A 21672-nucleotide genomic window follows, 5' to 3' on the forward strand; every position below is an offset into this window, starting at 1 on the left:
GTCTGCGGTGCGGGCCCGGGCCGGGGCGAGGGGTTTTTCCCGGACCGCCCGGCACCTTCTGCGGGCCTGACACGTTCTAGGGGGCGAGGGGCCGGTACGGAAAGACCGGGGATACCGCCCTTCGCGGTGCCTCCGCGGCGGCGGACCTCCCGGCCGGGTGGGGTCCTACCTTACGATGGCCGTTGCGGCGGGGCCTGCCCCCTGGAAAAATGCCGCGCCCGCGCACCCTCCCCCTCCTGCGGCGGGGGAACCCACCGCGCCAAGCCCGACCGGCAAGGAGACCAGCCCTAGTGTCCGTCTTGACGAAGATCATGCGTGCAGGCGAAGGAAAGATCCTGCGCAAACTGCACCGCATCGCGGGCCAGGTCAACTCCATCGAAGAGGACTTCGCCGCCCTCTCCGACGCCGAGCTGCGGGCGCTGACCGATGAGTACAAGGAGCGGTACGCCGACGGCGAGAGCCTGGACGACCTGCTCCCCGAGGCCTTCGCGACGGTCCGCGAGGCCGCCAAGCGCGTGCTGGGCCAGCGCCACTACGACGTCCAGCTGATGGGCGGCGCGGCCCTTCACATGGGCTACGTCGCCGAGATGAAGACCGGTGAGGGTAAGACCCTGGTCGGCACCCTGCCCACGTATCTGAACGCGCTGTCCGGCAAGGGCGTCCACCTGATCACGGTCAACGACTACCTGGCCGAGCGCGACTCGGAGATGATGGGCCGGGTCCACAAGTTCCTGGGCCTGAGTGTGGGCTGCATTCTGGCCAACATGACGCCGGCGCAGCGCCGCGAGCAGTACAACTGCGACATCACCTACGGCACGAACAACGAGTTCGGCTTCGACTACCTGCGCGACAACATGGCCTGGTCGAAGGACGAGCTGGTCCAGCGCGGCCACAACTTCGCGGTCGTGGACGAGGTCGACTCCATCCTGGTCGACGAGGCCCGTACGCCGCTGATCATCTCCGGTCCCGCGGACTCCGCCACCAAGTGGTACGGCGACTTCGCCAAGCTGGTCAAGCGCCTGAAGAAGGGCGAGGCCGGCAACCCGCAGCGCGGCATCGAGGAGAGCGGCGACTACGACGTCGACGAGAAGAAGCGCACCGTCGGCATCCACGAGTCCGGTGTCGCCAAGGTCGAGGACTGGCTGGGCATCGACAACCTCTACGAGTCGGTGAACACCCCCCTCGTCGGCTACCTGAACAACGCCATCAAGGCCAAGGAACTGTTCAAGAAGGACAAGGACTACGTCGTCATCGACGGCGAGGTCATGATCGTCGACGAGCACACCGGCCGTATCCTCGCCGGCCGCCGCTACAACGAGGGCATGCACCAGGCCATCGAGGCGAAGGAAGGGGTGGAGATCAAGGACGAGAACCAGACGCTCGCCACGATCACCCTCCAGAACTTCTTCCGCCTCTACGACAAGCTCTCCGGCATGACCGGTACGGCCATGACCGAGGCCGCGGAGTTCCACCAGATCTACAAGCTCGGCGTCGTCCCGATCCCGACGAACAAGCCGATGGTCCGCATGGACCAGGCCGACCTGATCTACCGCACCGAGCCCGCGAAGTTCGCCGCGGTCGTCGAGGACATCGTCGAGAAGCACGAGAAGGGCCAGCCGATCCTGGTCGGCACGACCTCCGTGGAGAAGTCGGAGTACCTCTCCCAGCAGCTCAACAAGCGCGGCGTGGCCCACGAGGTCCTCAACGCCAAGCAGCACGACCGGGAGGCGTCCATCGTCGCCCAGGCCGGCCGCAAGGGCGCCGTCACCGTCGCCACGAACATGGCGGGCCGCGGTACGGACATCAAGCTCGGCGGCAACCCCGACGACCTCGCCGAGGCCGAGCTGCGCCAGATGGGCCTGGACCCGGTGGAGCACGTCGAGGAGTGGGCGGCCGCGCTGCCCGCCGCCCTGGAGCGCGCCGAGGCCGCGGTCAAGGCGGAGTTCGAGGAGGTCAAGGAGCTCGGCGGGCTGTACGTGCTGGGCACCGAGCGCCACGAGTCGCGCCGTATCGACAACCAGCTGCGCGGCCGCTCCGGCCGTCAGGGCGACCCGGGCGAGTCCCGCTTCTACCTGTCGCTGGGCGACGACCTGATGCGCCTGTTCAAGGCCCAGATGGTCGAGCGCGTCATGGCGATGGCCAACGTTCCCGACGACGTACCGATCGAGAACAAGATGGTCACCCGCGCCATCGCCTCCGCCCAGTCGCAGGTCGAGCAGCAGAACTTCGAGACCCGCAAGAACGTCCTGAAGTACGACGAGGTCCTCAACCGCCAGCGCGAGGTCATCTACGGCGAGCGCCGCCGCGTCCTTGAGGGCGAGGACCTCCAGGACCAGATCAAGCACTTCATGGACGACACCATCGACGCCTACGTCCAGGCGGAGACGGTCGAGGGCTTCGCCGAGGAGTGGGACCTGGACCGCCTGTGGGGCGCGTTCAAGCAGCTCTACCCGGTCAAGCTGACCATCGAGGAGCTGGAGGAGGAGGTCGGCGACCGGGCCGGCATCACCGCCGAGTACCTGGGCGACGCGGTCAAGGCGGACATCCACGCGCAGTACGCCGCGCGCGAGGAGCAGCTCGGCTCGGACATCATGCGCGAGCTGGAGCGCCGCGTGGTGCTCTCGGTCCTGGACCGCAAGTGGCGCGAGCACCTCTACGAGATGGACTACCTCCAGGAGGGCATCGGCCTGCGCGCGATGGCCCAGAAGGACCCGCTGGTGGAGTACCAGCGCGAGGGCTTCGACATGTTCACCGCCATGATGGAGGGCATCAAGGAGGAGTCCGTCGGCTACCTGTTCAACCTGGAGGTCCAGGTCGAGCAGCAGGTCGAGGAGGTCCCGGTGGACGCCGACGCCAAGACCTCGCTGGACAAGGACGCGCAGGACGCCGTCCCCGCGGGCGCCGGGCGCCCGGAGATCCACGCCAAGGGCCTGGAGGCGCCGCAGCGCCCGGACCGGCTGCACTTCTCCGCCCCGACGGTGGACGGTGAGGGCGGCGTGGTCGAGGGCGACTTCGCCAGCGACGAGGACGGCGCGCCGGCCCGTTCGGAGTCGGACGGCCTCACGCGCGCCGAGCGGCGCAAGGCCCAAAAGGGCGGGCGTCGCCGCAAGAAGTAGATCGATACCGGCACTGCACGGTGCGCAGGGCGGTCACCACTTCGGTGACCGCCCTCTTGCGTCCGCTCTACGTACGGGACTCCAGCTCGAAGGCGGCGCAGCGCCAGCGGGCGTCCTCGCCGAGCTCCAGGCGGAAGGCCAGGGCGCGCAGCCGCTCGCCGGAGACGATGCGGGCGAAGGCCTCGATGACGCCGTCCTGGGGGCGGAACTCGTCGCAGTGGCGTACGGCAGGGGTGCCGGCGTACGCGGCGGCCGGGCGCAGCGGGGCGTGCGGGGCCAGCTCGATGAGCCGGTCGTAGGCGATCGGCAGCGCGTGGCCCAGCAGGACGTGGACGGGGCGCTGGCCGCTGAGGGTGAGCAGCAGGCGCTCGGCGAACCAGTAGCGGGGCAGGCGGTCGCGCTCCGGGCGCCTGAGCGCGCCGCCCGGGCGCCGGCTGTCGCGGCGGGACGGGGGCGCGGACCTGGTCCTGCCGGGACCGGCCGCCCTGCGCGGTGCCGAGGAGGTCCGGTCCTTGTACGAGCGCCTGTCCATGCTGATCGCCCCCGTTGTGCCGGGCCCGGAATTACCGGGCGGTAGCTTCGTGTCGGGGAACTTCTACCGGCGGCGCGGAAGGGGCGGCAAGGGGAGATGGGCTCGGCCGCGGCGGGCGGAAAGTTCACCTATCAGGGGGATGGAGGACGCGGCGGGCCGGTCGGGGCGGGAGCGGGGGTGCGGTGCGCCGGGCGCGGGGCGCCGCGGGGCTCCGGGGCACGATGGGGGACTCTCGCCCGTATGCTGACTGCGCGGTTCCACGGCTGCGGGTCCACGACTGCGGTGCTCACCACGGTGCCAAGGCTTGCCGGCCTGTGGTTCGCGAGCCTGGGTGGAGCGAGTGAAAGCGGCGGATATGCGCGTCTATGTACCTATGACCCTTCCTGCTCTGGCGGAGGCGCACCAGGCCGGAGAGCTGGGCCCCGGCCCGCTGCACGCGTACGCCGTCACCCCCGCCCTGCGCGAGTGGTACGTCTCCGACGACATCGAGGAGCTGGAGTACGCGGCCCTCAACCGCGCGGCGCAGGCCTCCCTGCGGCGGCTGGCGGCCGATCCGCAGGCCGCGCGGCGGCGCGTCGTGGTGGCCGTGGACGTGCCGGACGGCGCGGCGGTGGCCGACCCGGACCGGGGGCTGGACCCCGCGGCGCTGGGCGAGGTGCGGATCGCGGGGCCGGTGCCGATGGGCAAGGCGGCGGCGGTGCACGTGGACGCGGACGACGCCGAGGCGGATGTCGCGGCGGCAGCGGCGGCGCTGGGGGCGGCGGATCTGGGCGATGACGACGCGCAGTTCACGGTGGACGGGGCGGAGGACCACGACCTGATGTGGTTCGGGGTGCAGGAGATCCCCCACCTCGTGGAGTGAGGCCGGAGGGCGGGGGCCGGTCGCGGTGTCAGTGGGCGCGGGTACCTTCTTGATATGGGGCTGGATACAGGGCTTGGTACGGGGAAGCACGCGACGCACATCGTCTGGGACTGGAACGGCACGCTCTTTCACGACCTCGACGCGGTGATCGGCGCGACCAACGCCGCGTTCGCGGAGATCGGGCTGGAGCCGATCACGCTGGAGCGGTACCGCGAGCTGTACTGCGTACCGATCCCCAAGTTCTACGAGCGGCTGATGGGGCGGCTGCCGACGGACGCCGAGTGGGAGCTCATGGACGAGGCGTTCCATCGGCACTACACCCTGCGGCGGGCGGCCTGCGGGCTCGCCGAGGGGGTCGAGGTGCTGCTGGAGGGGTGGCAGTCGGCGGGCCGCAGCCAGTCGATCCTGAGCATGTACGGGCACGACGAACTGATACCGATCGTGCGGGAGTTCGGCATCGAGTCGCACTTCGTGCGGGTGGAGGGGCGGACGGGGCCGTCCGGCGGGAGCAAGAGCGCGCACATGGTGCGGCATCTGTCGGCGCTCGCGGGGGACGGGGTGGAGCCGGAGCGCACGGTCGTGATCGGGGACGCGGCGGACGACGCGGTGGCGGCGCGGGGCGCGGGGGCGCTGGCGGTGCTCTATACGGGTGGGTCGCACTCCCGGGACAGCCTTGTCGCCGCAGGGGCGGGGGTGCCGATCGTGGATACGTTGGCGGAAGCGGTGGAGGTGGCGCGGGGGTTGGCCTCCTAGGGCCAGGCGTCGCCAGGCAGACGGGACTTTGACGACAGGCCCTAGGGGTCCTCAAGCGCCGGACGGGCTGGAACGTGGGCCTGCCGGCCGGGCCTTCTCAAACGCCGGAGGGGCTGATTTCGCTGGGCTCGTCCGCGAGGAGCGGCTGGAGTTCGACCCTGATCGCGCTACGTCACCGGGGCCTTGGCGCGGAGGACGGTGAGGAACTCGCGCATCCAGCTGGAGTGGTCGGGCCAGGCCCGGGAGGAGACGAGGGTGCCGTCGACGACGACTTCGGAGTCCTGGAAGGTGGCGCCGGCGGCCTGCATGTCGAGTTCGAGGGCCGGGTAGGCGGTCAGGCGGCGGCCGTTGAGGCCGCCGATGGCGGCGGTCAGCAGGGGGCCGTGGCAGATCTGCGCGACCGGCTTGTCGGCGTCGAAGAAGGCCTTGACGAGCTTGCGCAGCTCCGGGTCGTTGCGCAGGTACTCGGGCGCCCGGCCGCCGGGGACGACCAGGGCGACGTACTGCCCGGCGTCCACCTCGGCGAAGGCGAGGTCGGCGGGCCAGGTGTAGCCGGGCTTCTCGGTGTACGTGTCGAAGCCGGGCTCGAAGTCGTGGACCACGAAGCGCAGGGTCTTGCGGGTGGGGGCGGCGACATGGACGTCGTACCCCTCTTCGCGCAGTCGCTGGTAGGGGTAGAGGACCTCCAGGGACTCCGCCGCGTCACCGGTCACGATCAGGATCTTGGCAGCCATGCCGTCCACCTCCGCGCTGTGTGCCGTGCTCGCCTTCCCGCTCAACGTCCTCCGGTTCGCCGCGCTTGCCAAGACCCCGTGCGGGGTTCCGGTCGCTGTCCGAAACGGTGCGGGTACGTCAAGGGCAAGGAAGTGGTTATCTCCACACACTGCGCATGACGACACAGGTGCCGGGAGCGATAGCCTTGCACCGTGATCAGCGCGATATCCCGCGGGGGCGGCAAGGCCCTCGCCTGGCGCCCGGGGCACCACAGTGACCGGGCGGTCGTTGATCTTCGCAATCCGGACCGGATGTCGATTTTGTCAATGTTGGCGAATAGTCGCCCGGTCGTCTCGCCCCGCGGCATAGCGTCGATCCTGACCGGAAACCCCGCGTCGCGACGTTGTACCGCTCCCGCAGATTCCGCCGATTCCGCCCCATTTGCGGAGTTCTTCCACGACGTCACGCAACGGCGCGCGACAGGAGCCAGAGGACATGCAGAACAAGCTGGACGAAGCCAAGACCGAGCTGCTCGCCAGGGCAGCCCGGGTCGCTGAGAGCAGCCCGGCCGGGGGACAGACCCCGGTACAGGGCCTCGACCCGGAGACCCTCCTGGGATACCTCCAGCGCTACTACCTGCACACGGCTGCCGAGGACCTCACCGACCGCGACCCGGTCGACGTCTTCGGCGCGGCCCTTTCCCACTACCGCCTCGCGGAGAACCGCCCGCAGGGCACCGCCAACGTACGGGTGCACACCCCGACCGTCGAGGAGAACGGCTGGACCTGCAGCCACTCCGTGGTCGAGGTCGTCACCGACGACATGCCCTTCCTCGTCGACTCCGTCACCAACGAGCTCTCCCGCCAGGGCCGCGGCATCCACGTCGTGATCCACCCGCAGGTCATCGTCCGCCGTGACCTGACCGGCAAGCTCATCGAGGTGCTGGACAACACCTGCGACGCGCACGGCAGCACCGGCAAGGGCAAGGCCCGCGAGCTGCCGCACGACGCGCTGGTGGAGTCCTGGATCCACGTCGAGATCGACCGGGAGACCGACCGCTCGGACCTCAAGCAGATCACCGCCGATCTGCTGCGGGTCCTGTCCGACGTCCGCGAGGCCGTCGAGGACTGGGACAAGATGCGCGAGTCCGCGCTGCGCATCGCCGAGGAGCTGCCCGGCGAGCCCACCGCGGACGACCTGCGCGACCAGGAGATCGAGGAGGCCCGCGAGCTGCTGCGCTGGCTGGCCGACAACCACTTCACCTTCCTGGGCTACCGCGAGTACGAGCTGACCTCGGCGCCCGGCGAGGGGGGAACCGAGGAGGACGTACTGACGGCCGTGCCCGGCACCGGCCTGGGCATCCTGCGCTCCGACCCGGACCACGGCGGCGCCGACAAGGGCCAGCACCCCTTCTCGCACCTCACCCGGCCGGCCTCCCCGTCGTTCAACCGGCTGCCCAAGGACGCCCGCGCCAAGGCGCGTGAGCACAAGCTGCTGGTCCTGACCAAGGCCAACAGCCGCGCCACCGTGCACCGCCCCTCCTACCTCGACTACGTCGGCGTCAAGAAGTTCGACGCCCAGGGCAACGTCGTCGGTGAGCGCCGCTTCCTGGGCCTGTTCTCCTCGGCCGCGTACACCGAGTCCGTACGCCGGGTGCCGGTCATCCGCCGCAAGGTCGCCCAGGTGCTGGACGACGCGGGCTTCTCGCCCAACAGCCACGACGGCCGCGACCTGCTCCAGATCCTGGAGACCTACCCGCGCGACGAGCTGTTCCAGACCCCGGTCGACCAGCTGCGCGCGATCGCCACCTCCGTCCTCTACCTCCAGGAGCGCCGCCGGCTGCGGCTGTACCTGCGTCAGGACGAGTACGGGCGCTACTACTCCGCGCTGGTCTACCTCCCGCGCGACCGCTACACCACCGGCGTACGGCTGCGCCTGATCGACATCCTCAAGGAGGAACTGGGCGGCACCAACGTCGACTTCACCGCCTGGAACACCGAGTCGATCCTCTCCCGGCTGCACTTCGTCGTACGGGTCGAGCCCGGCGCCTCGCTGCCCGACCTCACCGACGCCGACGTGGACCGCATCGAGGCCCGTCTGGTGGAGGCCGCCCGCTCCTGGGCCGACGGCTTCGCCGAGGCGCTGACCGCCGAGGTCGGCGAGGAGCGCGCCGCCGAGCTGCTGCGCCGCTACAACAACGCCTTCCCCGAGGGCTACAAGGCCGACAACCCGCCGCGCAGCGCGGTCGCCGACCTCCAGCACCTGGAGAAGCTGACCGCTGCGGGCGGCGGGCGCGACTTCGAGGTGAGCCTGTACGAGCCGGTCGGCGCGGGCCCCGGCGAGCGCCGCTTCAAGATCTACCGCACCGGTGAGCCGGTCTCGCTGTCCAAGGTCCTGCCGGTCCTGAACCGTCTGGGCGTCGAGGTCGTCGACGAGCGTCCGCACGAGCTGCGCCGCACCGACGGCACCACCGCCTGGATCTACGACTTCGGCCTGCGGATGCCCGAGCGCCTCAACGGCGACGACTACCGCGAGCGCTTCCAGGAGGCGTTCGGCGCGGTGTGGACGGGCCGCGCCGAGAGCGACAACTTCAACAAGCTGGTGCTGCGGGCCGGTCTGAACTGGCGTCAGGCGATGGTGCTGCGGGCGTACGCGAAGTACCTGCGCCAGGCCGGTTCGACCTTCAGCCAGACGTACATGGAGGACACCCTCTCCAACAACGTCCACACCACCCGCCTGCTGGTCTCCCTCTTCGAGGCCCGGATGTCCCCGGAGCGGCAGCGGGCCGGTACGGAGCTGACCGACGGGCTGCTGGAGGAGCTGGACGGCGCGCTGGACCAGGTCGCCTCCCTGGACGAGGACCGCATCCTGCGGGCCTTTTTGACCGTCATCAAGGCGACGCTGCGCACCAACCACTTCCAGAGCGCCGGCGAGGGAAGCAACAAGAGGGGTCAGAAGGCGCAGGACGGGCAGCCGCACTCCTACCTGTCCATGAAGCTGGACCCGCAGGCCATCCCGGACCTGCCCGCGCCCCGCCCGGCGTACGAGATCTGGGTGTACTCCCCGCGCGTGGAGGGCGTCCACCTGCGCTTCGGCAAGGTCGCCCGCGGCGGGCTGCGCTGGTCCGACCGCCGCGAGGACTTCCGTACGGAGATCCTCGGCCTGGTCAAGGCGCAGATGGTCAAGAACACCGTGATCGTGCCGGTCGGCGCCAAGGGCGGCTTCGTCGGCAAGCGCCTGCCGGACCCGTCGGTGGACCGCGACGCGTGGCTGGCCGAGGGCATCGCCTGCTACAAGACCTTCATCTCCGGTCTGCTGGACATCACCGACAACCTCGTCGGCGGCGAGGTCGTGCACCCCAAGGACGTCGTACGCCACGACGAGGACGACACCTACCTGGTCGTCGCCGCCGACAAGGGCACCGCGACCTTCTCCGACATCGCCAACGAGGTCGCCGAGTCCTACGGCTTCTGGCTGGGCGACGCCTTCGCGTCGGGCGGCTCGGCCGGTTACGACCACAAGGGCATGGGCATCACCGCCCGCGGCGCCTGGGAGTCGGTCAAGCGGCACTTCCGTGAGCTGGGCCACGACACCCAGAACGAGGACTTCACCGTCGTCGGCGTCGGCGACATGTCCGGTGACGTCTTCGGCAACGGCATGCTGCTGAGCGAGCACATCCGCCTGGTCGCCGCCTTCGACCACCGGCACATCTTCATCGACCCGAACCCGGACGCGGCCACCTCCTACGCCGAGCGCCGCCGCCTGTTCGAGCTGCCCCGCTCCTCCTGGGCCGACTACGACGCCAAGCTGCTCTCCCCGGGCGGCGGCATCCACCCGCGTACCGCCAAGTCGATCCCGATCAACGCGCAGGTCCGCGAGGCGCTGGGCATCGACGCCGGCGTGAAGAAGATGACGCCCGCCGAGCTGATGCAGGCCGTTTTGAAGGCGCCGGTCGACCTGCTGTGGAACGGCGGCATCGGTACGTACGTGAAGGCCTCCCCGGAGTCCAACGCGGACGTGGGCGACAAGTCCAACGACGCGATCCGCGTCAACGGCGAGGACCTGCGGGTCAAGGTCGTCGGCGAGGGCGGCAACCTGGGCCTGACCCAGCTGGGCCGTATCGAGTTCGCCGAGAAGGGCGGGCGGATCAACACCGACGCGATCGACAACAGCGCCGGTGTGGACACCTCCGACCACGAGGTGAACATCAAGATCCTGCTCAACTCCGTGGTCGCCAACGGGGACATGACGGTCAAGCAGCGCAACAAGCTGCTGGCCGAGATGACCGACGAGGTCGGCGCGCTGGTGCTGCGCAACAACTACGCGCAGAACACCGCCCTCGCGCTCGCCATCGCCCAGTCGCCCAGCATGCTCCACGCCCAGCAGCGGTTCATCCGCCGCCTGGTGCGCGACGGCCACCTGGACCGGGCGCTGGAGTTCCTGCCCTCGGAGAAGAAGATCCGCGAGCGGCTCAACGCCGGGCGCGGGCTGACCCAGCCCGAGACCGCGGTGCTCCTGGCGTACACCAAGATCACGGTGGCCGACGAGCTGATCCAGACCGAGCTGCCCGACGACGCCTACCTCCAGCGCCTGCTGCACGCCTACTTCCCCACCGCGCTGCGCACCCGCTTCACTGAGCAGGTCGACCACCACGCGCTGCACCGCGAGATCATCACCACGGTGCTGGTCAACGACACGGTCAACAGCGGCGGTACGAGCTTCCTGCACCGCATGCGGGAGGAGACCGGCGCCTCGCTGGAAGAGGTCGTACGGGCGCACACCGCGGCCCGCGCGATCTTCCGGCTCGGCCAGGTCTGGGACGAGGTCGAGGCGCTGGACAACAAGGTCGCCGCCGATCTGCAGACCCGCATCCGGCTGCACTCGCGGCGCCTGGTGGAGCGCGGTACCCGCTGGCTGCTCAACAACCGCCCGCAGCCGCTTCAGCTGTCGGAGACCATCGACTTCTTCGGCGAGCGGGTCGAAGGGGTCTGGGCCGAACTGCCCAAGCTGCTGCGCGGCTCGGACCTGGAGTGGCACCAGCGCATCTTTGACGAGCTGACCCAGGCGGGCGTGCCGGACGAGCTGGCCACCCGGGTGGCGGGCTTCTCCTCCGTCTTCCCGGCGCTGGACATCGTCGCGATCGCGGACCGCTCCGGCAAGCAGCCGATGGATGTCGCCGAGGTCTACTACGACCTGGGTGACCGGCTGCGGATCAACCAACTCCTGGACCGCATCCTGGAGTTGCCGCGCAACGACCGCTGGCAGTCCATGGCCCGCGCCTCCATCCGCGAGGACCTCTTCGCCGCGCACGCCGCGCTGACCAGCGATGTGCTCGCCGAGGGCAACGGCACCTCGACCCCGGAGCAGCGCTTCAAGGCCTGGGAGGCCAGGAACGCCGCGATCCTGGGCCGGGCCCGTACGACCCTGGAGGAGATCCAGGGCTCGGACGCCTTCGACCTGGCGAACCTCTCGGTTGCCATGCGGACCATGCGCACGCTGCTGCGGACGCACAGCTGAGAGACCAACACCCGGCGTGATGGCGCCGGTTGAGACCGGGGACGGCCCCGGGGCACATGCTCCGGGGCCGTTCGTGTGTCGCTGTGCAGAGTGTCAAAGTGGGGCCCCGGTTTTGTACACATACAGCTCGTGCCGCACACCGGGTACCCAGCGATAACGTCGAGACAGGCGAAAGAGCCCGACGCCGTACCTGGAGGCTCGCAACCATCGGCACGGTGGGGCTCTTTCGCTGGGACGCCAACCTGCCTTCACGACAAGGGGACTCCCATGAGTGAGTCTAGGGATGTCAGTGCACAGCCGCAGCAGTCACCGGGCGGACCGGTCCCGGCTCCGCACGGCGCGTGGGTACGACGGGTACGGATGCTCTCCGGGCAGGCGGCGCGCGGTGCCGCCTACGCCGCGGGCAGCGCGGCGGTCACCGCGCTGCTGATGTGGTGGCAGAACCGGTGAACGGGCCGCGCGCCGTGATGAAGCGTCAGAGCTGCGGCAGTACAAGGTTGTTGACCAGGGGGCCTTCGATGGTGAGGCCCTCGGTGATCAGCGATTCGGCGGCGGGGAGGACGGGGAGCGGTCCGGCCACGGCCGGAGCGGTGAACCCGGCGGTCATGACGAGGGTCGCGAACAGTACAGCGGTCAGCCGACGGCGCATGCACATGCCTTCCTGCGCAGGGGAATTCGGGCCATCGGCAAGGCTGCCCACGCGCGCTCCGGTGGATGCGAGCCGTCCCTCGTGCGGGTGAGGCCGGACGGATGCTGCGCCGTTGCGCCCGCAGGAGCCGCTATTTGCGGGTGAACTGCTCGTAGGCGGCGAGGACTTCGTCCGTGGGGCCGTCCATGCGGATGGTGCCGGCCTCCAGCCACAGCACCCGCTCGCAGGTGTCCCTGATCGACTTGTTGTTGTGGCTGACCAGGAAGACCGTGCCCGCCTCCTGGCGCAGCTCGCGGATGCGGGCCTCGGAGCGCTTTTGGAAGCTCCGGTCGCCGGTGGCCAGCGCCTCGTCGATCATCAGCACGTCGTGGCTCTTGGCGGCGGCGATGGAGAACCGCAGCCGGGCCGCCATGCCGGAGGAGTACGTGCGCATCGGCAGGGTGATGAAGTCGCCCTTGTCGTTGATGCCGGAGAACTCCACGATGCCGGCGTAGCGTTCGCGGACCTCCTGGCGGGACATGCCCATCGCCAGGCCGCCCAGGACGACGTTCTTCTCGCCCGTCAGATCGTTCATCAGCGCGGCGTTCACGCCCAGCAGCGAGGGCTGCCCGTGGGTGTAGATCCGGCCGCGCGCGGGCGGCAGCAGACCGGCGACGGCGCGCAACAGGGTCGACTTTCCCGACCCGTTGGATCCGATCAGGCCGATCGCCTGGCCTTCGTACGCGACGAAGGTGGCGCCCTTGACCGCGTGCACCTCGCGGACGCCGGCCGGGGCCGAGCGGCGCACGATGCGGCTCAGTGCGGAGGTGGCGCTGCCCCGGCCGCCGCCGGTGCCGTGCACCTTGTAGACGATGTGGACGTCGTCGCAGATGACGGTGGGCGTGCGCGAGGCGTCGGGGGTGCTATCCACGGCCGTACTCCTCCTCGGCCTTCCAGAAGAAGACGTATCCGGCGGTGCCGATGACCACGGCCCAGGCGAGCGCCAGCGGCCAGACGTGCGGCGGAAGGGAGTCCGCGCGCACGCTGTCGATCAGGGCGTACCGCATCAGGTCGATGTAGATCAGTGCGGGGTTGGCGTTCAGGAGCACCGCGAGAAGGTGCGGGGCGTCCTTGGTGAGCGTGGTCAGGCTGTAGAAGATGCCGGAGGCGTACATCCAGGTGCGCAGCACGAACGGCATCAGCTGGGCGGTGTCGGCGGTCCGCGCGCCGATCCGGGCCATGATCAGCGCGAGCCCGGCGTTGAAGACGCTCTGCAGCGCGAGCGCCGGGACCATCAGCAGCCAGTGCCAGGTCAGCGGGACGCCGCAGGCCAGCACGATGCCCGCCAGCACGCCCATGGACAGCAGCAGTTGCTGGAGCTGCAGGAGGGTGACGGCGATGGGCAGGCAGGCGCGCGGGAAGTGCAGGGCGCGCACCAGCTCCAGGCTGCCGGAGACGGCGCGGGTGCCGGCCAGGACGGTGGACTGGGTGAAGGTGAAGACGAAGATGCCGGTGCACAGGAACGGGACGTAGTCGGGGATGTCGCCCCGGGTGCCCATCAGCACACCGAAGATCAAGTAGTAGACGGCCGCGTTGAGCAGCGGGGTGGCCACCTGCCAGAGCTGGCCGAGCCGGGCCGTGGAGTACTGCGCGGTCAGCCGGGCGGTGGCGAAGGAGGCGATGAAGTGCCGCCGGTGCCACAGCTCGCGGGTGTAGCGGGGCAGGGGCGGGCGGGCGCCGCTCACCGTCAGGCCGTGCCGCTCGGCCAGGGCGCGCAGCGTGGGGTCCGGGGCGGCGGGGGGCGGGGGAGCGAGGGTCTGGGTCATGGGGCCGCTTTCGTACGGGAACGCGGGGCGCCGGGCGGTCGGCAGCAGTACGACGACGGAACGGGTCCGTATCGTCGCGTCGTCGAGAGTAGGGCCGGCCCACGTCGAAACGCAACCGTAGCGTCGTGACGCTATGCTCAAGGCATGGCAAAGGACTCACCCGCGCCCCGCCGGGCCCCGGCCGGCGCGGCCGTACTGCGCGAGGACAAGACCGCCGCGATCCGCGCCGCGGTCTTCGAGGAACTGGCGGCCGTCGGATTCGCGCGGATGTCGATCGAGGGCATCGCGCGGCGGGCCGGAGTGGGCAAGACCGCCGTCTACCGCAGGTGGCGCTCCAAGCTGCACTTGGTCCTGGACGTGGTCACCGCGGTGGCCGCCGAGGGCCTGCCGGTCCCGGACACCGGCACGCTGCGCGGGGACGTACGGATGCTGCTGGAGGTCGCGGCCCGCGCGCTGCGCCACCCGATGGCCGCGCAGATCATCCCCGACCTGCTGGCCGAGGCGGCGCGCAGCCCCGAGATCGCCGAGGCGCTGCGCACGGCCCTGCACGACAGCCAGGAGGGCGTGGCGGCCGCGGTGGTGGCCGGTGCCGTCGCGCGCGGCGAGCTGCCCGAGGGCGTGGACGCGCGCCTCGCGCTGGATCTGCTGACCGGCCCGCTGTACTGGCGGCTGCTGGTCGTACGCGACGAGCTGCCCCAGGGGTATCTGGACGAGCTGGCGGGGGCGGTGGCCTCGGCGCTGGGCGCGCGGTGACGGCGCGGCCCGCGGGGGCCGGGGCATGACGAAGGGGCCGGGCGATCACCGCCCGGCCCCTTCGTCGTCAACTACCTGGTTCAGCCCGCCAGTTCGGCACCCGAGGCGGCCTCGGAGTCCGCCTCGCCGCGCTGGCCGGGAAGCTGGGCGAGCCCGGCCTCGGCGGCCGCGGCGCGCGGCGAGGGAGCGATGGTGCGCTCCTCCATCGGCAGGGCCTGCTGGGCCATGTCCTGGCCGAGGAAGACCCGGCGCACCACGCGCTCGGCGGCGTTGCCGTCGTCCCACTGGCAGAAGCGCTCACGGAAGGCGGCACGCAGCTTGGTGGCCTCCTCGCTGTCCCAGCTGCCGCTGCGGAACGCCTCGATGAGCTCGTCCTCGGTGGTGGCGATGACGCCCGGGGTGTCGCCCGGCTCACCGGAGAGCAGGTCGAAGGTGACACCGCGGGAGCGGACGTAGGTGTCCCAGTCGTCGACGTAGTTGACGATCGGGCGGTCCAGGCTCGCGTAGTCGAACATGATCGAGGAGTAGTCCGTGACCAGTGCGTCGGCGGCCAGGCACAGCTCCTCCACGGAGGGGTGGCCGGAGACGTCGATCAGCGCGCCGCGCTCCTGGAGCGCCTGCAGGCTGGTGTCCTGGTCGTAGAAGTAGTGCGTACGGACCAACAGGACGACGTCCGGGCCCAGTTCGCGGGAGATCTTCTCCAGGTCCAGGCGCGGGACGTAGCCGACCTGGTAGTCGCGCATGGTGGGCGCGTACAGGATCGCGGTCTTGCCCGGCGCGATGCCCAGGCGCTCGCGGATGTCCAGGACGTCCTGCGCGCTCGCGCGGTAGTACACGTCGTTGCGCGGGTAACCGGCGTCCACCGACTCGAAGTTGCAGGGGTAGACCCGCTCCCACTGCTCGGTGGTGTGCTGGTTGGAGGAGACGGAGAAGTCCCAGCGGTCGGCGCGCGCCAGCAGCTTGCGGAAGCTCATGCCCTTGGCGGCGGCCGGGTAGCGCTTCTGGTCGGTGCCCATGGTCTTCAGCGGGGTGCCGTGGTGGGTCTGCAGGTGGATCTGGCCCTCGCGCTTGGCGACGTTGTCCGCGAAGTTGACGTTGTTGACGAAGTACTTGGCGCGGGCCATGACCTCCCAGTAGCGGGGGGAGTTGACCACGACGTAGTCGATACCGGCCGGCACCTGGTCGGCCAGCGACTCCTTGACCACCCACACGCCGTGCACCGAGGGGGCCAGCTCCTTGGCCTTCTCGTAGATCGCGAGGGGGTTGCAGGCCGGCAGGCGGTTCCAGTACGCCGCGTAGACCGCGAGGTTCTCGTCCAGGGGCTGGCGCATCAGGGCCTGGTAGCGCAGGTCCATGGCCTTGCGCTTGGCCTGCTTGACCTTCTTGCCGGCGTGCTTGCGCACCGTGCGCTGGAGCTTGCCGGCGACCTTGAGGCCGGCCAGCGCCGGGTAGGCGTCCTTGGCCAGCAGGGCGTACTTGCTGCCCGCGACACCGGTGGGGCGCACGAAGCCGGCGGGCAGCAGGCGCTGGTAGTCGCGCGCGGCGCGGTGGAAGAACTCCGCGGTGGCGTTCTGCGGGAGGCGGCCGGGCTTGTCCAGGATGGTCAGGTAGTGGTCGACCATCTTGCGGAACAGGTGGGGGCGCCACCGGCTCAGCTCGGGGTGCGCGTCCAGGTAGTTGAAGACCCGGGCGTACTGGTCGAAGACGTCGAAGTGCTTACGGCTGGTGGTGCGCAGGATGTTGCCGCCCTGCCGGCGCTGGCGGTAGTGCAGGCACACCCGGTCCATGACCGCGATGGTCTCGGCGGTGATCAGCGTGGTGAACGTCCAGGGGGCGTCCTCGTAGTAGCCGACCGGGAACTGGAAGCCGTGCTTCTCCACCCACTCGCGCTTGTACGCCTTGTTCCACACGATCTGCAGGAGGTCCAGGATCTCGGGGCGCTCGGCCAGTGAGAAGGAGGCCGGACCGGACTCCGAGAGCAGCTCGGAGCGCAGATTGCGCTTGACGGAGCCGTCCCAGTACGTCCGGGCGTAGTCGAAGATCAGGATCTCGGGGTCCTCGGTGGCGGCCAGCCGCTCGTCGAGCGCGCTGAGCGCGCCGGGCACGAGGGTGTCGTCGCTGTCGAGGAAGAGGATGTACTGGCCGGTGACCTTTTCCAGGCCGGCGTTGCGCGCCAGGCCCAGGCCGACGTTCTGCTCCAGGTGCAGCACCTGGACCCGCTCGTCGCGGGCGGCGTACTCGTCCAGGATCGCGCCGCTGCGGTCGGGGGAGCAGTCGTCGACCGCGATGACCTCAAGGTCCGTGAAGTCCTGGTCCAGCACCGAGTCCATGCACTCGCGCAGGTAACCCTGAACCTTGAACGCGGGCACGACGATGCTGAAGCGCGGGCTCACGGCGCGGTCTATCTCGGGCATGTGGGGCTACTCCTCGTGACGAACCGAGTACAGAAAGCAGTAAAGCCCGGAGAGGGCCGCAATCATTGTCGGTCATGTGACAGATGTATTCGGTTGATGGTTGCCTCTTCGTAACCGAAAGTTGTGTGGGTCTCATCACGCGCAGGATTAAATACGGACCCTTTGGGCACGCCGGAAACCGAATGCAACCGAATCAGGGGTACTGCGGCCGGCCAAGTTGATCATCCCGGTGCGTTCCGCTCTGTCGTGTTTCTCACGGCCGGGGCGGTTTTCCGGGGGCCGGCGGGGCCGGGGGCCGGTGGTCCGGCACCCAGATGGTCGCACAGGGGCTCAGGTGGTGGAGGGCGCGGTTTCCCGCGCCGCTGCCTCCGGTGCGCCGTCGGGTCCGTACGCCTCGGCCTTGGGCGCCGTGACGCCGGCCGGCTTGAAGACCAGCGCGCGGTAGGTCCAGAAGCGGAAGAGCGTGGCGACGCCGATGCCCAGGAACTTGAAGAAGTTGCTCTGGAACGGGCTGTCCCAGTGGAAGCCGTAGGTGGCGGTGTAGAGCACGCCGTTCTCGATCACCAGGCCCACCGCGCTGAAGGCGGCGAAGAGCACCATCTCGCGGGTGCGCTTGCTCTTGTCGCGGTCGCGGTAGGTGAAGTAGCGCAGTCCCACGTAGTTGAAGCAGATGGCCACGACCGTGGCGATCACGCTGCACCGTACGACCTGGAGGTCGGTGACGGCCCGGCAGAGGTTGAAGACCCCGAGATTCACCAGAATCCCCAGGCCGCCGACGGTCCCGAACTTCGCGACTTCACGGACCAGCGCAGGCAACCTGCGCATGCCGGAATCAGTCTTGTTTATCGGTGATGTCGGTTCCACGGATTCGTCTCCAGGGTCTTCGGTCTGCCGTATGGCGCCCCTCGTCGCCACTCTCCGACCGCAATAGCGCCAAATACCTACTGTAGTGTAAATGTCTGCAATCTCCGTTTTGGGCAGATGGGACGCAGGCATGAGGGAAGCGGTACTGCTCGTCGGGGGGCAGGGCACACGGCTGCGCCCGCTCACGCTGAACACCCCCAAGCCCATGGTCCCGGCGGCCGGCGTGCCCTTCCTGGCGCACCAGCTGGCGCGCATCAAGGCCGCCGGCGTCGAGCATGTGGTCCTCGCCACCTCCTACCTCGCCGAGGTCTTCGAGCCCTACTTCGGCGACGGCTCGGCGATGGGGATGCGGCTGACGTACGTCACCGAGAAGGAACCGCTGGGCACCGGCGGCGCCATCCGCAGCGCCGCCGACGCGCTGACCTGCGGCCCCCAGGACCCCGTCCTGGTCTTCAACGGCGACATCCTGACCGGCCTGGACATCGAGGCCCTGGTCCGCGGCCACCAGGAGGCGGGCGCCGCCGTCACCCTCCACCTCACCCGGGTGGCCGATCCGCGCGCCTTCGGTCTGGTGCCCACCGACGACAACGGCCGGGTGCTGGACTTCACGGAGAAGCCCACCAGCCCCGAGGAGATCGTCACCGACCAGATCAACGCGGGCTGCTACGTCTTCCGCCGCGAGGTGATCGACACCATTCCCACCGGGCGCCCGGTCTCCGTGGAGCGCGAGACCTTCCCCGCTCTGCTGGCCGCCGGCGCCCATCTGCACGGTGTGGTGGACCGTACGTACTGGCTCGACCTGGGCACCCCCGCCGCCTTCGTGCAGGCCTCCGCCGACCTCGTGCGCGGCGTGGTGGCCTCGCCCGCGGTGCCGGGGCCGACCGGCGAGCACCTGCTGCTGCCGGGCGCGTACGCCGCCGAGGGCGCCAAGCTCGGCGGCGGCACGGTCCTGGGCGCCGGGGCGCGCGTCGCGGCGGGCGCGGTCGTGGAGGGCTCCGTCGTGCTGGACGGCGCCGAGATCGCCGAGGGCGCGCAGATCACCGACAGCCTCGTCGGCGCCGGGGCCCGCATCGGCGCCCGTACGGTCCTGGACGGTGCGGTGATCGGCGACGGCGCGGTGGTGGGCGCCGGCAACGAACTGCGCGCCGGGCTGCGGGTGTGGTGCCAGGCGCGCCTGCCCGACGGCTCCGTGCGCTTCTCCGCCGACTGCTGACCGGCCCCCCGCCGCCCCCGTACCGCACGACCTCCCCGAACGGATTGCCCGCACAGCCCACTTCGCACCGCAGCCCCTCACGAAAGAGACGATGCACGTGGCCGCCACCGAAGCTTCCGCCCCTTCCCCGGCGCCGCTCGCCGCGGCCGGCCGGCGCCCCGTGCCGCTGCCCCAGGAGTGGGCCCGTACACCGCTGACCGTCGTGATGCCCACCTACAACGAGGCGGGCAACCTCCCCGGCATGGCCGCCGCCCTGATGGCGCTGGACCTGCCCGGGCTGCGTCTGCTGGTGGTGGACGACAACAGCCCCGACGGCACCGGCGAGATCGCCGAGGGGCTGGCCGAGGAGCACCCGGACCGGATCCAGGTGCTGCACCGCACGGCCAAGGACGGCCTGGGCCGGGCGTACGCGGCGGGCATGTCCCGGGCGGTCCGGGACGGCGCTCAGTACGTCCTGCAGATGGACGCCGACGGCAGCCACCCGGTGGAGTACGTGCCGCAGATGCTGGGCGGGGCACTGGCCACCGGCGCCGGGCTGGTCGTCGGCAGCCGGTACGTCTGCGGCGGCCGGCTGGCCCAGGAGTGGGGACTGCACCGCAGGCTGCTCTCGCGCTGGGCCAACCGCTACGTCGGCACGGTGCTGCAGACCGGGCTGCGCGATGTCACCGCCGGATTCGTCCTGTGGCGCGCGGACGCGGTGCGCGCCGCCCACCTGGATTCCGTGCGCTCCAGCGGCTACAGCTTCCAGGTCGAGCTCAAGCACCGGGCGGTCGGCGCCGGATTCACCGCCCTGGAGATCCCGATCCACTTCGAGGAACGGCAGATCGGCGCCTCCAAGATGTCGGCCGCCGTCCAGCTGGAGTCGGCCGTGCTGCCCTGGCGGCTGCGGCTGGACCAGCTGCGCGGGCGGGGCCGCGGGTGAGCGCCGGAGCGCCGTCAGGCCCCCTGGACGAGCAGGGCGCGCAGCGGCGGGAGATAGCCGAGCCGCTCCCCCTGGAGCGCGGCCCCCGGCACCGGCTGCTGCCGTCCCCGGGCAGGGCGGCGCGGCTGCTGCCCGCCGTGGCCGCGGTGGTCTTCGTGGTGCTGCACATCTTCGCCTTCCCCGCGACCACCTTCTCCAACGACTCCTACCGCTATGCGCGCCAGGCCTACGAGTACCTCGGCGACGACCGCGAACAGGCCCAGCACAAGGCCCTTGAGGCCTACTGCCGGGACGACGCCGACCGCCGCTACCGCGCCCAGCTGGTGGACGAGATGCGCTACCGAGCCCCGCGCGACCCGGCCGCCTTCGACCGCTGCATGGCCGCCTCCCCCAACGGCCTCGGCCCCACCGACGCGCGCTACGAGCGCATCTTCGACACCCGGCCGCTCTACCCGCTGCTGGCCGCCCCCTTCGTGGGCCTGTTCGGCGCCAAGGCGGGCCTGACCGCCGTCTCCCTGGCCTTCACCCTCGCCGGGGGCCTCTTCCTGAGATCCGCGCTGCGCGAGGCGGGCCTCTCCCCGGGCCTGGCCCTGCTCGGCCAGTGCCTGTACTACGTGACACCGCTGGCCGCCTGGGGCTCGCAGCCGCTGGCCGAGGGGCCGCTGCTGGCGCTGCTGGCGTCCATGCTGCTGGGCGCGGTGGCGATGCTGCGCGGCAGAACCGGCCCCGGCGCGATGGTCTACGCGGGGGCGCTGGCCCTGTCGGCGGGGGTGAAGTACTCCAGCGCGCAGCTGGCCGCGGTGTGCATGACGGCCGTCACGCTCGTGATGCTGCTGGGCGTACGCCGCACCCGGCACCGCGGGACGTACTGGCTGCTGGGCATCTCCGCCGCCGCGGCCGCCGCGGTGGCCGCCGCCGGACGGCTGCTGGACCTGCCCGGCACCGCGGACACCCTCCAGGACACCTTCAGCAAGCACTGGACCCGGCCCGAGGTGGCCGAGCCCTGGTGGGACCTGCTCCGGCTGAACTACCACTTCTGGTGGCAGTGGCTCCAGAAGGAGGCCATGGCCCCTCTCCTGCTCTTCGCGCTGGCGCTGGCCGTATGGGGGCTGTGGCGCAGATCGGCGCCGCTGGCCCTGGTCGTCATCGGGCTCGGCGGTACGGGGCTGGCCACCGTCGTCGCGCACCCCGTGTGGTTCCAGGCCGAGCGGCTGTACGCGCCGGTGTGGCTGATCGTGGCGGCGGGCCTGCCGGTCCTGGTCCACCAGGTCCTCCAGCGCGCCGGGGAGCGGCGGGACGCGACGGCGTCGACCTGATGATGCGTCAGAATTCCCCCCTTGGAGTGGCGCCGTACACCGACGGCCGAATCGTCGGGAAAAAGTGCGACATCGAGGAAGGCTGTGAATTCCCTGTGTCATCGCTGCAATGGTCCGTATACCGCTGCTCCATCTTTCGGCCACAGATTCGGCGTGTTTTCCGCGCCGCACAATTGCGGGATTGCCGGGAAGAAAGGGGCATGCGGAACATCGCGCTCCCATATCCGCGCCGGACCGGCCGC

General features: G+C 70.4%; 16 protein-coding genes. 9 read left to right on the top strand and 7 right to left on the bottom strand.

What is annotated here, in order from left to right:
- The first annotated feature begins 290 nt into the window (after positions 1-290).
- Entirely contained in the window at positions 291-3116 is a 2826-nt protein-coding gene (gene secA / locus AC4IJH_RS24445; protein WP_490853978.1) for a preprotein translocase subunit SecA, read from the top strand.
- 67 nt (positions 3117-3183) lie between these two features.
- On the opposite strand, the gene AC4IJH_RS24450 is transcribed toward secA, so the two are convergent.
- A complete protein-coding gene (locus AC4IJH_RS24450; RefSeq protein ID WP_490853979.1) occupies positions 3184-3648 on the bottom strand; it encodes an Rv3235 family protein in 465 nt (154 codons plus the stop codon).
- 355 nt (positions 3649-4003) lie between these two features.
- Here AC4IJH_RS24450 and AC4IJH_RS24455 point away from each other — a divergent pair, with 355 nt between their 5' ends.
- Positions 4004-4510 carry a DUF6912 family protein gene (locus AC4IJH_RS24455; protein WP_490853980.1) on the top strand — a complete coding sequence of 169 codons (507 nt, stop codon included), beginning with the start codon at positions 4004-4006 and terminating at the stop codon, positions 4508-4510.
- Between the two features lie 54 nt (positions 4511-4564).
- Positions 4565-5263 carry an HAD family hydrolase gene (locus AC4IJH_RS24460; RefSeq protein ID WP_490853981.1) on the top strand — a complete coding sequence of 233 codons (699 nt, stop codon included), beginning with the start codon at positions 4565-4567 and terminating at the stop codon, positions 5261-5263.
- Between the two features lie 167 nt (positions 5264-5430).
- On the opposite strand, the gene AC4IJH_RS24465 is transcribed toward AC4IJH_RS24460, so the two are convergent.
- Positions 5431-5997: a DJ-1/PfpI family protein gene (locus AC4IJH_RS24465; protein ID WP_490853982.1), complete on the bottom strand. Its 567-nt coding sequence runs from the start codon at positions 5995-5997 to the stop codon at positions 5431-5433.
- A gap of 475 nt (positions 5998-6472) precedes the next feature.
- Between AC4IJH_RS24465 and AC4IJH_RS24470 the strand changes: the two genes are divergently transcribed.
- A complete protein-coding gene (locus AC4IJH_RS24470; RefSeq protein ID WP_490853983.1) occupies positions 6473-11494 on the top strand; it encodes an NAD-glutamate dehydrogenase in 5022 nt (1673 codons plus the stop codon).
- Positions 11495-11761: 267 nt separating this feature from the next.
- Positions 11762-11944, top strand: coding sequence for a hypothetical protein (locus tag AC4IJH_RS24475; RefSeq protein WP_490853984.1), 183 nt, complete (start codon positions 11762-11764; stop codon positions 11942-11944).
- A gap of 25 nt (positions 11945-11969) precedes the next feature.
- On the opposite strand, the gene AC4IJH_RS24480 is transcribed toward AC4IJH_RS24475, so the two are convergent.
- The 3 genes from AC4IJH_RS24480 to AC4IJH_RS24490 all read right to left on the bottom strand — a co-directional run bounded on the left by AC4IJH_RS24480 (position 11970) and on the right by AC4IJH_RS24490 (position 13948).
- Complete coding sequence (locus AC4IJH_RS24480; RefSeq protein ID WP_490853985.1) at positions 11970-12143, bottom strand: hypothetical protein; 174 nt, start codon at positions 12141-12143, stop codon at positions 11970-11972.
- Between the two features lie 130 nt (positions 12144-12273).
- Positions 12274-13053 (bottom strand): ABC transporter ATP-binding protein, encoded by a 780-nt coding sequence (locus AC4IJH_RS24485; protein WP_490853986.1) that lies wholly within the window; start codon positions 13051-13053, stop codon positions 12274-12276.
- Entirely contained in the window at positions 13046-13948 is a 903-nt protein-coding gene (locus AC4IJH_RS24490) for an ABC transporter permease (protein ID WP_490853987.1), read from the bottom strand. The genes AC4IJH_RS24485 and AC4IJH_RS24490 overlap by 8 nt, the downstream gene beginning before the upstream one ends.
- Before the next feature lie 144 nt (positions 13949-14092).
- Here AC4IJH_RS24490 and AC4IJH_RS24495 point away from each other — a divergent pair, with 144 nt between their 5' ends.
- A complete protein-coding gene (locus AC4IJH_RS24495; protein ID WP_490853988.1) occupies positions 14093-14701 on the top strand; it encodes a TetR/AcrR family transcriptional regulator in 609 nt (202 codons plus the stop codon).
- Positions 14702-14781: 80 nt separating this feature from the next.
- On the opposite strand, the gene AC4IJH_RS24500 is transcribed toward AC4IJH_RS24495, so the two are convergent.
- Both AC4IJH_RS24500 and AC4IJH_RS24505 read right to left on the bottom strand, forming a co-directional pair.
- Complete coding sequence (locus AC4IJH_RS24500; RefSeq protein ID WP_490853989.1) at positions 14782-17115, bottom strand: bifunctional glycosyltransferase/CDP-glycerol:glycerophosphate glycerophosphotransferase; 2334 nt, start codon at positions 17113-17115, stop codon at positions 14782-14784.
- Positions 17116-17445: 330 nt separating this feature from the next.
- Positions 17446-17940 carry a GtrA family protein gene (locus tag AC4IJH_RS24505; RefSeq protein ID WP_490853990.1) on the bottom strand — a complete coding sequence of 165 codons (495 nt, stop codon included), beginning with the start codon at positions 17938-17940 and terminating at the stop codon, positions 17446-17448.
- 169 nt (positions 17941-18109) lie between these two features.
- On the opposite strand from AC4IJH_RS24505, the gene manB reads away from it, so the two are divergent.
- The 3 genes from manB to AC4IJH_RS24520 all read left to right on the top strand — a co-directional run bounded on the left by manB (position 18110) and on the right by AC4IJH_RS24520 (position 21430).
- The gene (gene manB, locus AC4IJH_RS24510) at positions 18110-19192 is read left to right on the top strand and encodes a mannose-1-phosphate guanylyltransferase (protein WP_490853991.1); all 1083 of its coding nucleotides are present in this window, start codon (positions 18110-18112) and stop codon (positions 19190-19192) included.
- Positions 19193-19397: 205 nt separating this feature from the next.
- Positions 19398-20114 carry a polyprenol monophosphomannose synthase gene (locus AC4IJH_RS24515; RefSeq protein WP_490854018.1) on the top strand — a complete coding sequence of 239 codons (717 nt, stop codon included), beginning with the start codon at positions 19398-19400 and terminating at the stop codon, positions 20112-20114.
- Positions 20111-21430, top strand: a complete 1320-nt coding sequence (locus AC4IJH_RS24520; protein ID WP_490853992.1) for a hypothetical protein — start codon at positions 20111-20113, stop codon at positions 21428-21430. Before AC4IJH_RS24515 ends, AC4IJH_RS24520 begins: the two co-directional genes overlap by 4 nt.
- Positions 21431-21672: the final 242 nt, after the last annotated feature.

The organism is Streptomyces sp. UF-297, from assembly GCF_058245575.1.